Origin of the sequence: Actinomyces oricola, assembly GCF_004104015.1 — a bacterium.
Classification (GTDB): Bacteria; Actinomycetota; Actinomycetes; order Actinomycetales; family Actinomycetaceae; genus Actinomyces; species Actinomyces oricola.
Map to the genome: position 1 here is coordinate 50402 of NZ_RYFV01000009.1, position 16961 is coordinate 67362.

The 16961-nt window shown below is 69.5% G+C and carries 13 protein-coding genes; 7 read left to right on the forward strand and 6 right to left on the reverse strand.

Going from position 1 to position 16961, the window contains the following annotated elements:
• Positions 1 to 8 precede the first annotated feature (8 nt).
• Complete coding sequence (locus EUC46_RS05305; RefSeq protein ID WP_128773146.1) at positions 9 to 1412, reverse strand: sodium:proton antiporter; 1404 nt, start codon at positions 1410 to 1412, stop codon at positions 9 to 11.
• Between the two features lie 338 nt (positions 1413 to 1750).
• On the opposite strand from EUC46_RS05305, the gene lpdA reads away from it, so the two are divergent.
• Both lpdA and sucB read left to right on the forward strand, forming a co-directional pair.
• The gene (gene lpdA, locus EUC46_RS05310) at positions 1751 to 3124 is read left to right on the forward strand and encodes a dihydrolipoyl dehydrogenase (RefSeq protein ID WP_128773147.1); all 1374 of its coding nucleotides are present in this window, start codon (positions 1751 to 1753) and stop codon (positions 3122 to 3124) included.
• A 30-nt stretch (positions 3125 to 3154) separates the two neighbouring features.
• A complete protein-coding gene (gene sucB, locus EUC46_RS05315) occupies positions 3155 to 4906 on the forward strand; it encodes a 2-oxoglutarate dehydrogenase, E2 component, dihydrolipoamide succinyltransferase (RefSeq protein WP_128773148.1) in 1752 nt (583 codons plus the stop codon).
• A 232-nt stretch (positions 4907 to 5138) separates the two neighbouring features.
• Here the strand turns inward: sucB and EUC46_RS13285 are convergent, their stop codons facing one another.
• Positions 5139 to 6758 carry a protein kinase domain-containing protein gene (locus EUC46_RS13285; RefSeq protein ID WP_164918756.1) on the reverse strand — a complete coding sequence of 540 codons (1620 nt, stop codon included), beginning with the start codon at positions 6756 to 6758 and terminating at the stop codon, positions 5139 to 5141.
• A gap of 175 nt (positions 6759 to 6933) precedes the next feature.
• Here EUC46_RS13285 and lipB point away from each other — a divergent pair, with 175 nt between their 5' ends.
• Genes lipB through EUC46_RS05335 form a run of 3 tightly spaced genes read left to right on the forward strand, consistent with a single transcriptional unit; the run spans position 6934 to position 9524 of the window.
• Positions 6934 to 7680: a lipoyl(octanoyl) transferase LipB gene (gene lipB / locus EUC46_RS05325; RefSeq protein WP_128773149.1), complete on the forward strand. Its 747-nt coding sequence runs from the start codon at positions 6934 to 6936 to the stop codon at positions 7678 to 7680.
• A 40-nt stretch (positions 7681 to 7720) separates the two neighbouring features.
• Positions 7721 to 8749, forward strand: a complete 1029-nt coding sequence (gene lipA, locus EUC46_RS05330) for a lipoyl synthase (protein WP_241655415.1) — start codon at positions 7721 to 7723, stop codon at positions 8747 to 8749.
• 46 nt (positions 8750 to 8795) lie between these two features.
• A complete protein-coding gene (locus tag EUC46_RS05335; RefSeq protein WP_206645906.1) occupies positions 8796 to 9524 on the forward strand; it encodes a DUF4191 domain-containing protein in 729 nt (242 codons plus the stop codon).
• Positions 9525 to 9550: 26 nt separating this feature from the next.
• Here the strand turns inward: EUC46_RS05335 and hemH are convergent, their stop codons facing one another.
• Complete coding sequence (hemH, locus tag EUC46_RS05340; protein WP_128773152.1) at positions 9551 to 10519, reverse strand: ferrochelatase; 969 nt, start codon at positions 10517 to 10519, stop codon at positions 9551 to 9553.
• 252 nt (positions 10520 to 10771) lie between these two features.
• Here hemH and EUC46_RS05345 point away from each other — a divergent pair, with 252 nt between their 5' ends.
• Positions 10772 to 11500, forward strand: coding sequence for a YwaF family protein (locus EUC46_RS05345; protein ID WP_128773153.1), 729 nt, complete (start codon positions 10772 to 10774; stop codon positions 11498 to 11500).
• Between the two features lie 36 nt (positions 11501 to 11536).
• Here the strand turns inward: EUC46_RS05345 and hemW are convergent, their stop codons facing one another.
• The 3 genes from hemW to lepA are packed head-to-tail and all read right to left on the reverse strand — an operon-like array spanning position 11537 to position 15793.
• Positions 11537 to 12892 (reverse strand): radical SAM family heme chaperone HemW, encoded by a 1356-nt coding sequence (gene hemW, locus EUC46_RS05350; protein WP_128773154.1) that lies wholly within the window; start codon positions 12890 to 12892, stop codon positions 11537 to 11539.
• Positions 12889 to 13860: a tRNA (guanosine(46)-N7)-methyltransferase TrmB gene (gene trmB / locus EUC46_RS05355; protein WP_421701329.1), complete on the reverse strand. Its 972-nt coding sequence runs from the start codon at positions 13858 to 13860 to the stop codon at positions 12889 to 12891. The genes hemW and trmB overlap by 4 nt, the downstream gene beginning before the upstream one ends.
• Positions 13861 to 13915: 55 nt before the next feature.
• A complete protein-coding gene (gene lepA / locus EUC46_RS05360) occupies positions 13916 to 15793 on the reverse strand; it encodes a translation elongation factor 4 (RefSeq protein ID WP_128773156.1) in 1878 nt (625 codons plus the stop codon).
• 388 nt (positions 15794 to 16181) lie between these two features.
• On the opposite strand from lepA, the gene EUC46_RS05365 reads away from it, so the two are divergent.
• Complete coding sequence (locus EUC46_RS05365) at positions 16182 to 16958, forward strand: hypothetical protein (RefSeq protein WP_128773157.1); 777 nt, start codon at positions 16182 to 16184, stop codon at positions 16956 to 16958.
• Positions 16959 to 16961 lie beyond the last annotated feature (3 nt).

The following is a 16961-nucleotide window of genomic DNA, read 5'->3' on the forward strand; positions in this document are numbered from 1 at the left end:
GGCACGGCTCAGGAGTCGACCAGGGCCAGGCGCCGGGCGCCGCGGACCAGGCGGGCGTTGTTGGCGAGCAGGGCCAGGGCCAGGCACGCCCCGAGCGCCTTGGCCCATAGGGCACCGGTAATGAAAAGGAGGACCATGGCCACCAAAATGGGCACCAAGTGGATGAAGGAACGCAGTACATAGCCGCCAAAGCTCGGCATCTCCACGCCGTCGGACTCCGCAACCGACTTGACCATGAAGTTGGGCCCATTGCCAATGTAGGTAATCGCCCCGCACAGGACGGCGCCCAGAGAGATCGAGACGAGGAAGACCTCTGGGACCCCGGCCACCACCGGGCCACCAGGGCCACCCACCCGTGAGGCGACCTCGAAGAAGGTGGCGTAGGTGGGGGCGTTGTCGAGCACGGAGGACAGCGAGCCGGTGAAGGCGAAGAAGGTGACCTCGTTCATGGGCAGCCCCGGGGCGATCTCGTCCAGGTAGTGCAGCGCCGGAATCATGGTCAAGAAGATGCCGATGAACAAGACGGCGACCTCGGTGATGGGGCCCCACTCGAACTGGTTGTCCTCGAAGCGGGCGCGCCGGTCCCCCAGGAAGTAGGAGGCCGCGGCAGCGGCCAGCATAATGATCTCGCGCCACGGCACCCAGTCGGCCGCCGTGGCGTGCCCGGACTCAATGGCCTCGGCGTTAATGGAGGGCGCGAAGGCGACCGCGGCAATAATGACGGCGAACCACACCAGGTTGGTGGCGCCGCGCAGCCCCAGGGGGACGATCTCGGAGCGGTCGGCGGCCACCGCGGAGGCCGGCTCGGAGGCGTGGTAGTAGGAGTCCAGCGCGTAGTAGCCGGCCAGGAGCATGGCGTTAACAAAGAGCCACTGCGGCAGCAGGTTAAAGGTCCAGGTGAAGGGCACTCCGCGCAGGAAGCCCAAGAAGAGGGGCGGGTCGCCCAGAGGGGTGAGCAGCCCCCCGCAGTTGGCGACGATAAAAATCGCGAAGAGGACCGTGTGAGTGCGATACCTGCGCTCGCGGTTCGTGGCCAGCAGCGGGCGGATGAGCAGCATGGAGGCGCCGGTGGTGCCAATGAAGGAGGCCAGCACGCCGCCCACCGCCAAGAAGAGCGTGTTGTTGCGGGCGGTGGCCTCAATGTCGCCCTTGAGGAAGATGCCTCCGGAGACCACGAAGAGCGCCAGCAGCAGGGTAATGAACTGGGCGTACTCCACGGCGGTGGCGAAGACGGTCTGCCAGCCCCCGGCGATCCACATCCACACCGCCACCGGCACGCCCAGGGCCAGGGCAATGGCGAGCTGACTGGTGCGCTTCTCCCACCAGTGCTGGGTGGCGGGCACCAGGGGCAGGATTGCAATGCAGGCGAGCATGGCCACAAAAGGAAGCGTCGACCACCACTGCAGGTGCATGAGGTTCTCCTCAGGTTCGAAGCGGCTTAGCGCCCAATCCTATGCTGGAGCCCCTGACCGCCCCTGGCCGGTCCAAGTCTCCAGGTGAGAGTCGGGGGCACGCCAGTGCACGAAGAACGCGCCGGTCGCAGCGGGCCGGGCCCGCACCAACAGGACCGGGCGACTCCCTGCCCCCTCACATATCCCCCGCCCCACACGTGTGCGTTCTCACACCTCGAGCGGGACCCTAGTCCCGCTACGCGGGCATTTTCACCCCGATGCACCTTTCCGCAGATGGAACAATGGCGGGCGTGCCGAGGCGCCCTGGGGGCGCGGGACCAATGGTGAGGAGTTTTTTCGTGACAGACACCGTCTACGACATGGTCATCCTGGGCGCCGGCTCAGGTGGCTACGCCGCCGCCCTGCGCGGAGCCCAACTGGGCCTCACAGTCGCCCTGGTCGAGGCGGACAAGGTCGGCGGCACCTGCCTGCACCGCGGCTGCGTCCCCACCAAGGCCGTCCTCCACGCCGCCGAGACCGCTGACGCCGTGCGCGAGGCCTCCGCCCTGGGCATTAGTGCCACCTTCGAAGGCGTGGACATGGCCCGCCTACAGCGGTACAAAAATGGCATTGTCACACGCATGTACAAGGGCCTCCAGGGTCTGGTCTCCTCCCGCGGTATTGAGTTCGTCCAGGGCTGGGGCCGCCTGGTCTCCACAGACACCATTGAGGTCGAGGGCCGCCGACTGATCGGGCGCAATGTGGTCCTGGCCTCGGGCTCCTACTCCAAGACCATTGGTCAGGAGGTCTCCGGGCCGGTCATGACCAGCGAGCAGGCCCTGGAACTCGACCGCGTTCCCGCCTCGGCCGTCATCCTGGGCGGCGGCGTGATCGGCGTCGAGTTCGCCTCCGCCTGGGCCTCCCTGGGCTCAACGGTCACCATTATCGAGGCCCTGCCCCGCCTCGTCCCCAACGAGGACGAGGCCATCTCCAGGCAGCTTGAGCGCGCCTTCCGCAAACGCCGCATCGTCTACCGGACCTCCACCATGTTTGAGCGCGTCGAGCGCCATGACGGCGGGGTGAGCGTCCACACCGCTGACGGCAAGACCTACGACGCCGAGGTGCTTCTCATTGCGGTGGGCCGTGGCCCGGCCACCGCGAACCTGGGCTACGAGGAAGTCGGGGTGGCCATGGACCGGGGCTTTGTCCTGGCCGACGCCTACGGGCGCACCAATGTGCCGGGCGTGTGGGCGGTGGGCGATATTGTCCCCGGTGTCCAGCTCGCCCACCGCGGCTTCGCGCAGGGCATTGTTGTCGCCGAGAAGATCGCGGGCCTGGACCCCCGGCCCGTCGACGACGTCACGGTCCCCAAGGTCACCTTCTGCTCTCCGGAGATCGCTTCAGTGGGGCTGAGCGAGTCCCGCGCCAAGGAGATCCACGGCGCCGAGAACATTGAGACCGCGGAGTTCAATGTTGCCGGGAACGCCAAGAGCCAGATCCTGGGCACACAGGGCTTCGTCAAAATGGTTTCGGTCAAGGACGGGCCGATTGTCGGCTTCCACGCCATTGGCGCCCGCATGGGCGAGCAGGTGGGTGAGGGCCAGCTCATTGTCTCCTGGGAGGCCGACGCCGCAGATGTCGCCTCCCTCATCCACGCCCACCCGACCCAGAACGAAACCATTGGCGAAGCCGCCATGGCCCTGGCCGGCAAGCCACTGCACAACCACGGCTGACACGACAGTTACGGAGAAGAGAGTTCAACCATGCCCGAGTCCGTGAAGATGCCCGCTCTGGGCGAGTCCGTCACCGAGGGAACCGTCTCAACCTGGCTCAAGGCCGTCGGGGAGCGCGTCGAAGCCGACGAGCCCCTACTGGAGGTCGCCACTGACAAGGTCGACACCGAGGTCCCCTCCCCCGCCTCCGGGGTGCTGCTGGAAATCCGCGTGCCCGAGGACGAAACCGTCGACGTCGGCACCGTCCTGGCCATTATTGGCGACCCGTCCGAGGCGCCCGCGCCCGCCGAAGCGGGGCCCGCACCGGCCCCCGCCACCGAGGCCCCCGCAGCGCCTGCCGCCGCGGAGCCCGCCCCCGCAGCACCCGCCGCCCCGGCCACAGCCGCCTCCGGACCGGTTGAGGGCACTGAGGTGACCATGCCCGCTCTGGGCGAGTCCGTCACCGAGGGAACCGTCTCAACCTGGCTCAAGGCCGTCGGGGAGCGCGTCGAAGCCGACGAGCCCCTACTGGAGGTCGCCACTGACAAGGTCGACACCGAGGTCCCCTCCCCCGCCTCCGGGGTGCTGCTGGAAATCCGCGTGCCCGAGGACGAAACCGTCGACGTCGGCACCGTCCTGGCCATTATTGGCGACCCGTCCGAGGCGCCCGCGCCCGCCGAAGCGGGGCCCGCACCGGCCGTGGCCGCCGCTCAGCGCGCCGCGACGCCCGCGCCATCGGCCCCGGCCGCCCCGGCTCCTGCGCCCCGGCCCGCCGCCGTGCAGCCGGCCCCCTCCCCGGCCTACGTCACCCCCATTGTGCGCAAGCTTGCGCGCGACAAGGGCGTGGATCTGGCCACGGTCGTGGGCACCGGCATTGGGGGGCGCATCCGCAAGCAGGACGTTGAGGCCGCCGCCAGAGCCGCCGAGGAGGCTCGCAAGGCCGCCGAGGCCGCCAAGGAGGCCGCCGCACGGCCGGAGCAGGCCCGGCTGGAGCGGGCCAAGGAGGCCGGCGAGGCCGCTGCCCGGCCGGAGCGGGCCCCGGCCGCTACCGCGCGCCCCGCCACCAAGCCGGTCGCGGACTCCACGCTGCGCGGCACCACCGAGAAGATGAGCCGTCTGCGCCAGGTCATCTCCGAACGCATGCTGGCTTCGCTGCAGACCTCCGCCCAGCTGACCACCGTGGTGGAGGTGGATGTCACTCGGATCGCGGCACTGCGCGCCCGGGCCAAGGCGGACTTCCAGGCCCGTAACGGCACCAAGCTCACCTTCCTGCCCTTCTTCATCCAGGCGGCGACCGAGGCGCTTAAGGCCCACCCCAAGCTCAATGCCACGATTGACGGCAAGCAGGTGACCTACCACGATGTGGAGCACATCGGCATTGCCGTGGACACTCCTCGCGGCCTGCTCGTGCCGGTGGTCAAAAACGCCGGCGACCTCAATATCCCGGGCATTGCCAAGCGGGTGAACGATCTGGCCGCCCGCACCCGGGCCAATAAGGTCAACCCCGATGAGTTAAGCGGCTCAACCTTCACCATTACCAACACCGGCAGCGGCGGCGCGTTGATCGACACCCCGATCATTAACCAGCCCGAGGTCGCCATCCTGGGGCTGGGCGCCATCCAGCGCCAGCCGCGCGTGGTCCAGGACCCTGACGGCAACGAGTCGATCGCCATCCGCTCGGTGTGCTTCCTGTCCCTGTCCTACGACCATCGCCTGGTCGACGGCGCTGATGCCGCCCGCTATCTCATGACCGTCAAGAAGCGGCTTGAAGACGGCGACTTCGCCGGCGAATTGGGCCTGTAATCCTCATTAATCCTCATTGCCGCCCTATCGGGCGGCCTGGGGCGATGGCAGGCCAGGATTCCGCGGGGCCCGCACCGGTCGTTCGGTGCGGGCCCCACCGCGCGACCGCCCTGACCCGGTGGGGCGGGGCCGATGCGAAGCACCGCACGCTCGCTGCGGCCGCATGCTCATGGGTGAGGATGGAGCGCTCCACAGCGGCCCGGTGCGCCGATATCGCTATATCTCTATGTCTCTATGGCTGGCGGACCTCGGCCACGCGCCAGGGATCGGGTACCACAATGAGGACCACCTGCCGGGCGGCTTGGGCGGGCACGGAGCGCGACCCTTGCGGGCCGGTGCGCGTTGAGGGCCCCTGGGTGAGAGTGACCTGCACAGCCCTGGCGTCGGGCCATGCCGCGGCCGCGTCGGCAGGCGTCTCCACCTCGAGCACCTGGCTCACCGAGGTGTCCAGCCCGGAGATCGTCTCCCCGGCGCCTGTCAGCGACTCCACCAGCTCGGAATCGGCGAGCGCGGCGGGCGAGCCCGGCACGGTGGTCGCCGCCAGCGCCTGCGCATCCAGGGCCTCCAGGGCCTGGTCACGGGCCGAGGCCAGGCCGACCACCACGGACACCAGGTCTTCCGGGGCCCCGCCGCCCTGGGCCGGGGCCCCCGCCACTGCCTCCGCAGCACCCGGCGGCGTGGCGGCGGCGCCCTCACCGGTAGCCGGCCCGACCGCCGACAGGAGGCGGGAAGGGCCACCGGACCCCCAGATCAGCCCCGCCGCCAGCACGACGGCGGCCGCGGCCACCAGTGGGGCGAGCCGCCGTCGATCGCGCCGCCCGCGGCGCCCCCGGCCCGCGCGCCGGGTGGGGGCGTCCTTGATCTGTGCACGGCGCGTCTTCTTCTCCGCCCCGACCTCCTGCGCCTCCAACTCCTCCTGCTCCTTCTGGCGGCCCCTGGGACGCGGCCGCCAGGCGCCCGGGCGGCCTCGACGCGTGCGCCGGCGCACCACGCGCGTAGGCGTGGCCGCTGCGGCCTTGAGCGCCCCCGCCGCCAAGCGGGCGCCGTCGGGCAGCGCCACAGGAGAGGTCGACCCCACCTCCGGTGCGCGCGCAGCCAGCTCCCGGGCCGTCGGACGCCGCTGGGGATCGGAGTCCAGGGCATCGGCGAGTACGCCGTCGATCCGTCGGCGCAGTGCAGTTGAGCCTTGAGCACATTGGTGCAGGAGGGCGGCCAGCGCGTACACGTCTGAGGCCGGAGTCGCCGGGCCCCCGGCGAGTCGCTCGGGCGCCGCACACGATTCGGTGCCCGTCTCCAGGACTCCGCCGAGTAAGTCAATGAGGACCGGGGCCCCTCCGAGAGTGATCATGACGTTCCCCGGCGAGACGTCCCCATGGATAGCGCCGTGCTCATGCAGGTGGGCCAATGCGGATCCCACGACGTCCAGGACCATGGCGCTCTCGCCGCGGGTCAGGCCACCGCGCGCCCCCAGTACCACGGCGAGGTCGGCTCCGGCAATGAGCTCAGTGATCACGGCGGCCCGGGAGCCGGGGAGGGCGATCACGTCGCGCACGGGCACCAGTCCACAATGGCGCAGGGCGCGCAGCTCGGCCAGGCGACGCAGGGTGCGGGCCCCCGAGCTGTCCTCCGGCAGGTCGACGACGCGCACCACCACGTGGTGGTCGTCGCCGTCCAGGGCCCGGCGGGGCGGGTGGCGCCCCTCCTGGGCCCGTCCCATCGGGGCCCCCAGGGTCAGGCCCGCGATGGCCAGCACCTCCAGGGCGTCCTCATCCAGGGCGGCGGGGTCCTGGTCGCCCCATTCATCGCGCAGGCGGCCGGTGTCAGGTCCTCGGAGGGTCAGGGATGTCCTCATGCCCTCATGGTCCCCGCTGGAGGGTGAGCGGCGCCACTACCAAAAACCGGCCTGTGGATAACTCCCCGCGGCGGGGCCGCCGGGCGGCCCCGCGGGCGGACTTGGTGGCCCGCTGTGGAAGGCCCATGCGGGCCGCACCAGTGGCCTTCGCCCACGCAGGCCCTAGGGTGGGTTCGTGCAGCGCATTGATCTTGACCTTGGCAGGCGCCTCATCCCTTACCAGGAGGGCTGGGATCTTCAGCGCGCCATTCACGCCGAGGTCGTCTCCCGCGCCCGCCCCTCGACTCTGCTGCTGCTGGAGCACGAGAGCGTCTACACAGTGGGGCGGCGCGCCCACTCCTGGGAACGGCCCCGGGGCCCGTTCGTAGAGCCCGGGCACGTCCCGGTGATTGATGTTGATCGGGGCGGCAAGGCCACCTGGCACGGGCCGGGCCAATTGACGGTCTACCCGATCGTGCGCCTGGCCGCCCCCATTGACGTCATCCGCTATGTGCGCGCCCTGGAGGCGTCCGCCATGGAGGTTTGCGCCGGCCTGGGCGTGCAGGCACTGCGCCTGGAGGGCCGCTCGGGGGTGTGGGTTCCCCCCGAGCCCGCCTGCCCGCAGACCCACCGCCGGCGAGCGCGGAAGATCTGCGCCCTGGGGGTGCGGGTGGCTCGTGGAGTCACCATGCACGGTATTGGCTTCAATGTGAACCCCGACCTGGAGGTCTTCTCCCTCGACCGCATCCTGCCCTGCGGTTTCTCGGACACCGGCGTGACCTCCCTGGCCGCCGAGACCGGTGTCCCCGCGCGCGCCGTGGATCTCGCCGACCCTCTCGCACAGGCCCTGGAGCGTCACCTGGCGCCACTGGTGTCCGATGCCACGGCGCCACGACCCGCGGACCTGGGCCTCAAGTCCCAGATCGGGGGGCACCGGGCATAAACTCGTGCTCGGCTGTGGCCGCCGTGAAGGAGGAGAGCACGTGGCAGACAAGGCAGACAAGGTTGCCCCCGAAGGACGCCGCCTGCTGCGGGTTGAGGCCCGCAACGCCCGGACCCCCATTGAGCACAAGCCCGCGTGGCTGCGCACCAGGGCCGTGGTCTCCCCCACCTACCAGGAGGTGCGCGGCCTGGTGCGGGAGAAGAAGCTGCACACGGTGTGCGCCGAGGCCAACTGCCCCAATATCTACGAATGCTGGAACGACCGCGAGGCCACCTTCCTCATTGGCGGGGAGATCTGCACGCGCCGCTGCGACTTCTGTGACATCGCCACCGGTAGGCCCACAGAACTCGACGTCGACGAGCCGCGCCGCGTGGCCGTCTCCATTAAGGAGATGGAGCTGCGCTACGCCACCGTCACCGGGGTGGCCCGCGACGACCTTCCCGACGGCGGCGCCTGGCTCTACGCCGAGACCGCCCGTCAGATTCACGAGCTCTCACCGGGTACTGGCGTCGAACTCCTGGTCCCCGACTTCAAGGGCGGGCGGGCCCCCCTTGAGGAGGTCTTCTCCTCGCGCCCCGAGGTCTTCGGCCACAATCTGGAGACGGTGCCGCGCATCTTCAAGCGCATCCGCCCGGCCTTCTCCTACGAGCAGTCCCTGGAGGTGCTGCAGGCGGCCTCTGAGGCCGGCCTGGTCACCAAGTCGAACCTCATCCTGGGCATGGGCGAGACCCGGGCCGAGGTCGAGGAGTCAATGGCCGCCCTGGTCCAGGCGCGCTGCGACATCCTCACCATTACCCAGTACATGCGCCCCTCCAGGCTCCACCACCCCATTAGCCGGTGGGTCAAGCCCCAGGAGTTCATCGAGTTGTCTGCTCTGGCTCAGAAGATGGGTTTCGCCGCGGTCATGAGCGGGCCCATGGTGCGCTCCTCCTACCGGGCCGGCATGCTCTGGGGGCGGGCCATGGTCGAGCGCGGATGGCCGATACCCGCGCACCTGGCCTCACTGGCCGAGCCGACCACCGCTCGCCAGGAGGCTACGGCGCTGGTCTCCGCGGGGCTGGCCGGTTGACCCCAGCCCCGCCGTACGACGGTGTCTGCGTCGTCGTCTATCCTTAATGCCTGTGAGCAAAGCCCCAAGCCCCAAGCCGACACGGCGACGCCGTCTGGCGCAGTACCTCCAGAACATTAAGGACTCCTACACGATCTCGCGCAGGACCTACCCGTGGGTCGGGTGGGCGCTCCTGGGGGCCCCGGCCGTGGTCGTCGCCCTGGCTGTGGCCATCTCGGTGGGCCTGAGTCAGCCGCTGTGGTATTGGCTGATTATGGCGGTCATGGTCAGCCTCATAGTGGACATGTTCGTCTTGTCCTGGACGGTGCGCCGCGCCTCCTACACGCAGATTGAGGGAATACCCGGAGCGGCCAAGGCGGTGCTCGACCAGGTCGGTAAGGGCTGGTACGTGGAGTCCGAGCCGGCGGCCATCTCCCCCAAGACCCAAGACGTGGTATGGCGGCTCGTGGGCCGTCCTGGCATTGTCCTGGTTGTGGAGGGGCCCACGGGCCGCACCCAGCGGCTGGTCAGTGATGAGAGGAAGAAGATCAAGCGCATCTTGTCCACGGTGCCGATCCACGTCATCCACGTGGGCACCGCCGAGGGCCAGGTGCCACTGATCGAGTTGCAGAAGACCCTGCGTCAACTGCCCACCAAGCCCACGCGCCTGACCGACTCCGAGATCTCTCAGGTCTCCAAGCGCCTGAGCTCCCTGAGTTCTAAGGGCCTGCCGATCCCCAAGGGCATTGACCCCACGAAGGTGCGCCCCGACCGCCGCGCCCTGCGCGGGCGCTGAGGCCCCTATAGGTCCGTCCCTAAAGCTTAAAGGTAGGGCCTGAGCACCTCGGCGAGGGCGGCTGCGTGCTCGGCCGAGGCGTTAAGGGCAGGGATGTAGTAGAAGTCCCCTCCCCCGTGCTCTTTGTAGTGCCGGGCGGCCTCGCGCCCGATCTCGTCAACGGTTTCCAGGCAGTCCACGGCGAAACCGGGACAGACCACGTCCACCCGGCTCAGCCCTTGGGGCGCCAGCCGGGCCAGGACGTCAACGGTGTAGGGGGTCAGCCACTGGGCGGGGCCGAAGCGCGACTGGAAGGACAAAGTCCACTCCTGCGGGGTCAGGTCGAGCCCAGCGGCAATCAGGGCCGCGGTGTCGGCGCAACGGTCACGGTAGGTGTCACCGGCGTCGGCGTAAGACTGGGGGATGCCGTGGAAGGACAGGATCAGGTGCTCGGGGCGGCCGCGCCGCTCCCAGGAGGAGCGAATCCGCCCCACCAGGGCGGCCAGGTGGGCCTCGTGGTCGTGGTAGTCGCTAATGAAGGTGATGGTGGGCGGGTTGCGCAGCGCCATGGTGGCGGCATTGACGGCGTCGGCAATGGACGCCGTCGTGGCCCCGCAGGACTGGGGGAAGAGGGGGAGCACGACAATGGGGCCGCAGCCCTCATGGCGCAGCTCGTGGAGGGCATCGCTAATGGAGCCCGAGCCGTAGCGCATGGCCGGGCGCACCAGGACCTCGTGGCCCTCGGCGATGAGCCGGTCCTCAAGCGCCCGGGCGAGGTTCACCGTGTGGTAGCGCAGCGGCGAGCCCTGCTCCTGCCAGGTGCGGGCGTACAAGGCGGCCGAGCGACGGGGCCTGACGCGCAGAATGACGCCGTGGAGGACCGGCCACCACAGCCACCGGGAGGTCTCGATAATGCGGGGGTCGGAAAGGAACTCGGCCAGGTAGCGGCGCACTGCCGCCGGGGTGGGGGCGTCTGGGGTGCCCGTGTTCGCCAGCAGTATCCCGGTCCGCGTCACGTGCGCCTCCTTGCGTCTCGCATTGCTCGATCGCACGGAGTCTACGTAATAAGACGAGCCTAACCTTGCGACGTCGTGTCAGCATCGGTGGATCTGCCGCCCGGTTCGACGGCAGCGCCGCAATGGCTTGCGCAGGCACGCGGTTCGCCGCGCCGGCCGCATCCGCCCACAGTGGCGGGTGCGGCCGGCGCGGCGGCCGGTGCCGGGCGAAGAATTCGCCGCCCTCGGCCCAATGCCCCTACAGTGCGCCAGGTGGAGCACTTCTTGGACCCCTACGCCGGCCCCATAGCCATCGGTGGCGTGGATCACGTGATTGACGTTCTCATCCTGCTCGTTTTCGCCGTGGCCCTCATTGGCGGGCGGCATTGGGTGCGCGAGCACGCATACGTCGTCCGCCGCAGCGTCCTGATCGTCTCCGTCGTCCAGCAGACTGTCAGCTACATCGGCTACGCCGCCACCTCCAACTTCTGGGCGGACGGTCTGCCGCTGCACATCTCCCGGGTCTCGGCAATCCTGTGCGCCGTCTACCTGGCCACCGGGTCGAGGCGGGTCATGGACGTGCTCGGCTACTTCAGCGCATGGGCGTGGTTGAGCTTCCTCTACCCCTCGGGAGTGCAACCGCTCGACAACCTCTTCGGCTGGACCTTCTTGATCAACCATGTCATCACGCTGCTCATCCCGGCCCTGGCGTGGATAACCAGCGACTGGCGCCCCACCCGGCCCGCTATTTGGCGCGCCTTCGCCTGGATGGTCGTGTATTCGCTCCTGGCCGTGGGCTCGAACGCGCTCACGGGCGGCAACTACTTCTACCAGCGGGAGATGCCAGTGGCGTCCTTCCTGGGCCAGCCCTGGTACTACTTGAGTTCACTGGCCCTGGGGCTCGCTTTCTTCTGGATCACCTACGGCGTCTCCCGGCTCATTCCCGACGACGGCCCGGCCCTGTCGCTGCAGGGCACCGGCCTTCTCCGGCTTCGTACCTGACGGATACGAGGCCGCCACGGGTCTCAATCGGACGGCTCAGCCGTCCACCAGTGCCCGGGTCACGGTGTCGGCCATGAGGCGACCACGCAAGGTCAGCACCGCCCGACCCCGCAAAGCCGCGGCACCGTCCAAGAGGCCATCGGCTACGAGCCGGCCCACCACGGGCACCAGGTGGGCCAGCGTGCGCCCCCCGGGCGCCATCGAACCAGCTGAACCAGTGCTTGCAGCGCCGCCGGCGCCCCCGCCCTGCGGGAGGCGGACGGGCGCCCCCGCGGGCCCCTGCTCCCCGGGCCGGCGCCCCAGGCCTGCCAGGTCCAGCCCTTCACGCAAGCGAATGCCCAGCATGACCGTCTCCAGTTGGCGGGACTCAGCACTAATGACCTCGTGCCCGGCCACGGGCAGTCGACCATCGCGCACCCGCCCCGCCCAGGCCAGGGGGTGCTTGATGTTCCAGGCCCGCACGTCCCCCAGGTGCGAATGCGCTCCCGGGCCGGCGCCCCACCAGTCCCAGTCGAGCCAGTAGGCGCGGTTGTGCCGGCACTCGGCCCCGGGGCGGGCCCAGTTGGAGATCTCGTACCACTGGTATCCGGCGTCCGCCAGCACGGCGTCGGCCAGTTCGTACTTGGCGGCCTCGTCGTCGTCCACCGGCATGGGCAGTTCGCCGCGGCGCACCCGGGCCCACATGCGCGTGCCCTCCTCAATGACCAGCGCGTAGGCGCTCAGGTGGTCCGGCCCCATGTCCACGGCGGCGTCCAGGGATCGTCGCCAGTCCTCCATGGACTCCCCCGGGGTGCCGTACATGAGGTCGAGGGAGGTCACCAGGCCCGCCCGACGCGCCCATGACACCACCCGGGGAACCCGCTCGGGCCGGTGGGCGCGGTCCAAAGTGGCCAGCACGCCGGGCACCACCGACTGCATGCCGAAGGACACGCGCGTAAAACCACCCTGGGCCAGGGCCTCCAGTACCGCCTGGTCGACGCTCTCCGGGTTGGCCTCAGTACTCACCTCCGCGCCTGCCGCCAGGCCGAAGTACTCCCCGACCAGGGCGACCATGGCCACCAGGTCGCCGGCGGGCAGCACGGTGGGGGTCCCTCCGCCCACGAACACGGTGCTCGCCGGACGCGGCTCCAGGCCCGCCCGGTCCATGGCCTCCCGCGCACCCCGCAGCTCCATGGCGAGCGTGCTCACATAGTCCGACGCCGAGGCGCCCGCTCCCATGAACAGGTTGGTGTAGGTGTTGAAATCGCAGTAACCGCAGCGCACCCGGCAGTAGGGGACGTGCAGGTACACGGAGAACGGGCGCCGGCCGCCGCCGGCGCCCGGGGCGGCGACTCCACGGGGCAGCTCCCCGTCGCCCGGCAGGGGCGCGCCCTGGGGCTGGGCGGGGCTCACGCCCTGCGCCCCCGCCCGGGCTCCCCCTCGCCCTCATGCGCCCCCTGGTCTGGGCGCTCCCAGATGAGCCTGGGGGCCGGACGCATGGCCGCACCCCGCTCCAGGCGACTCAGGGCGGTCTCGGCCCGGGCGGGCTCCCAGGGGTGCTCAGTGCGCACGACTCTCAGGTCCCGGATGGTGCGACCCGCGTCAATGCCGCGCTGCTCGAAGCGGGTCATGACCCGCCCCGCAAAGCGCTCCGACCAGCCGCCGCGCACCCCGGCCGGCGAACCCGGGTCCGGTCCGTTGCCCAGACTCCCCTCCACGGCGGTGTCCGCCCCCAGGTCGGGGCGGGCCCCGGCGTCGTCGTAGCGGAAGTAGGGGGCCGTCATGTCGGGCTCCAGCCCCTCGGGCAGCGCCGAAACCGCCTCCAGGACGTCGCGCATCTGCCAGGCGTAGTCGGACCAGTCGGTGGCCAGGCGCCACACGCCACCGGGGCGCAGCACGCGGGCCACCGAGTCGGCGAAAGCGGGAGTCACCAGGCGGCGCTTGCGATGGCGCGGCTTACGCCAGGGGTCGGGGAAGAACACCCACACCTCGCTGACACTGCCCACTGGCAGGGCCGTGGCCAGGAGCTGGGAGGCGTCGGCGGGCGCCACCCGCAGGTTCCTGACGCCCTGGTGCCCAGCGGCCGCCACAATCCGGGCGATCGCCTTCTGCCACACCTCCACCGCCAGACAGTCCACCCCGGGGTTGGCCTTGGCGTAGGCGATCAGCGCCTCCCCGCTGCCGGAGCCCACCTCCACCACCAACGGCCGCGACTGTCCCGAATGCCCGAAGGCCGCCGCCGGGTCGAGGCGGAAACCGGCCGAGACGGTGCGCACGGCGTCAGCCCGCGGCACCCTCACCAGGTAGCGGGGAGACAACTCCTCCAAGGTGCGCGCCTGCCCGGGGCGCAGCCGACCGCCGGCGCGCGAGAAGGAGCGCACGCGGGAGTGGATGGCGTGGGACCGCGGTGGGTGCTGCTGGGGGCCCACTGGGAGCTCACTTGTCCCGTCCGGTGGGAGTGTCAGCCCCGAGAGCCGCAATAAAGGCCTCCTGGGGGACGTCGACGCTGCCAATGGCCTTCATGCGCTTCTTCCCCTCCTTCTGCTTCTCCAGCAGCTTGCGCTTGCGGGTGATGTCGCCCCCGTAGCACTTGGCGAGCATGTCCTTGCGCAGGGCCCGGATGGTCTCCCGGGCAATAATCCGCGACCCGATCGCCGCCTGGACGGGCACCTCGAACTGCTGGCGGGGAATGAGCTCCTTGAGGCGCTTGGTCAGCCTCATGCCGTAGGAGTAGGCGGCGTCCCTGTGGACAATGGCGCTGAAGGCGTCAACCTTGTCCCCATTGAGGAGAATGTCGACCTTGACCAGGTCGGCGGACTGTTCGCCCTCCATCTCGTAGTCCAAGGAGGCGTAACCGCGAGTGCGCGACTTCAGCGCGTCAAAGAAATCGAAGACGATCTCCGCCAGCGGCAGAACGTAGTGCATCTCCACGCGGGTCTCGGAGAGGTAGTCCATGCCCTGCATGGTGCCCCGCCGCGACTGGCACAGCTCCATGACCGTGCCCACGAACTCACTGGGGGTCAGGATGGTGGCCCGCACCACCGGCTCATGAACGTCCACGATCTTGCCCTCCGGGTACTCCGAGGGGTTGGTGACGGTGTGAACTGCCCGATCCTCGGTGGTCACCCGGTAGACCACGGAGGGGGCGGTGGAGATTATGTCCAGGTTGAACTCGCGCTCCAGGCGCTCGCGAATAATCTCCAGATGAAGCAGGCCCAGGTAGCCGCAGCGGAAGCCGAACCCCAGAGCCACAGAGGTCTCCGGCTCGTAGGTCAGGGCGGCGTCATTGAGCTTGAGCTTGTCCAGGGCGTCGCGCAGGGCCGGGAAGTCCGAGCCGTCCACCGGGAACAGGCCGGAGAAGACCATGGGCTTGGGCTCCTGGTAGCCGGCCAGGGGCTCGGTGGCGGGGGCGGCCGCGGAGGTGACCGTGTCGCCGACCTTGGATTGGCGCACATCCTTGACCCCGGTAATGAGATACCCGACCTCACCCGCCCCCAGGCCCGGCGAGGGCTTGGGCTCAGGACTAATAACGCCAATCTCCAGCAGGTCGTGGACGGCACCGGTGGAAAGCATCTCAATGCGCTCGCGGGGCTTAAGCGCCCCGTCAACGACACGTACATAGGTGACCACGCCCCGGTAGGTGTCATACACGGAGTCGAAGATCATGGCCCGGGCGGCCCCCCTGGGATCGCCCACCGGGGCCGGGACTGTGTGAACGATCCGGTCCAGGAGCTCGGGCACGCCCGCCCCGGTCTTGCCCGAGACATGGAGAATGTCGTCGGGCTCACAACCAATGAGGGAGGCGATCTCCTCGGCGTGCCGCTCCGGTTCGGCGGCCGGCAGGTCGATCTTGTTCAGCACCGGGATAATGGTCAGGTCGCCCTCAATGGCCAGGTAAAGGTTGGCCAGGGTTTGAGCCTGGATGCCCTGGGCGGCGTCGACCAGCAGCACGGCGCCCTCGCAGGCGGCCAGTGACCGGTTGACCTCGTAGGAGAAGTCGACGTGCCCGGGAGTGTCGATCATATTCAGGGCGTAGGTGCGCAGGACCCCTCGGGCATCAGTGGCGGCCCAGGGCATGCGCACAGCTTGAGACTTGATCGTAATGCCGCGTTCGCGCTCAATATCCATACGGTCCAGGTACTGGGCGCGCATATCCCGGGGGGCGACGACGCCGGTGGCTTGGAGCATGCGATCGGCCAGAGTGGACTTGCCGTGGTCGATGTGCGCAATGATCGAGAAGTTGCGCAGCAGTTCGGGGGCCGTGTCCGCGGGGGTGACGCTGGCGGCCTGCTCGGGCGTGGGGATCGGTGACACGTGGGCTCTTCCGAGGGTCTCGAAGTTCATGGGCCGCCCCGGGCGGGGCAACCGGCCCTGGAGCGGGCGATCTGACTACGAACCAGTCTCCCACGCCCAGTGGCCCGGCAATGACGGCCCGGGCCGCCCGGAGCCCAGCAGTGGCTCACACTCCTGGCCAGTGGACGGCTTGAACGCCACGCCGCCGGGCCGGCATTCCCAGGCGCCTCCAGGCGGTGGCGCGGAGTCGACGACGCCGCCCCTGCCCGGCGCTGGGCGCAGGCGCCCTGGTCTCCGCTGGTCTTCGGGAGGGGACATGACAGCCGGGAGTGGTCGGAGGTAGCCTCACCGGCGTCCCTGCCGGGGCCCACGCCCCGGCCGCCGTCCAGTACTTCCCCGAAAGTCTGATATGTCCGAAGCACTGCTCGCCAAATTCGTTGTCGTGGCCCTGGCCGGCCTTCTCGGCACAGCCGTCTCTCGCCTCTACCAGCGGCGCAGGCGACTGGAGTCCGGCCGCCTGACCTCCTCCGCCCCCGGGGCCGCCCCCATGGTTACCGAGGTGGCGCGCCAGCGGCCCGCCGGGTTCCTCAAGGGCCTGGCCTGGTTCTTCATTGTCATCGGGCTGGTCGCCATCCCTGCGGGGGCATTCATTCCGGACATTATCGGCGTCATTGCGGTGGCCGCTTTGGGCCTGCTCATCGCCGGCATTGGGTGGTACATACTCCGGTCCTACCAGAACTGCTCCCTGGTGGACGGCCCTGATGCCGCCATTATGACCGATTGGCGGGGGCGCACCACCACGCTGCGCCACGACGAGGTCGCCTCCTACTACCGCGCGTACCGCTCCCAGAACGTCATCCTCAAGGACGTGCGCGGAAAGAAGTACTCCCTGAACCTGTCCTGGTTCTCGGCGCCCCTATTCGCCCTGAATATGGCGCGCCTGGAGGCGGAGGGGCGCATTGTCCCCAAGTTCATTGGGAATCCCAAGAAGACGGCCAACCGCATCGAAGGAGTCGAGTACGCCTTCGGCGTGCGCCTTCCCGAGAGGTTCAAGGCCGTGCTGGAGATGGGGCCGGGCGCCAATCCGGGCGTGTTCCAGCGCGACCCCGCCGCTCCTGCGGGCCAGGGCTGGGCCGGCGAGAACTACCAGCACTGGCTCACCAATCTGAACGCGGCACTCGCCTAGGCC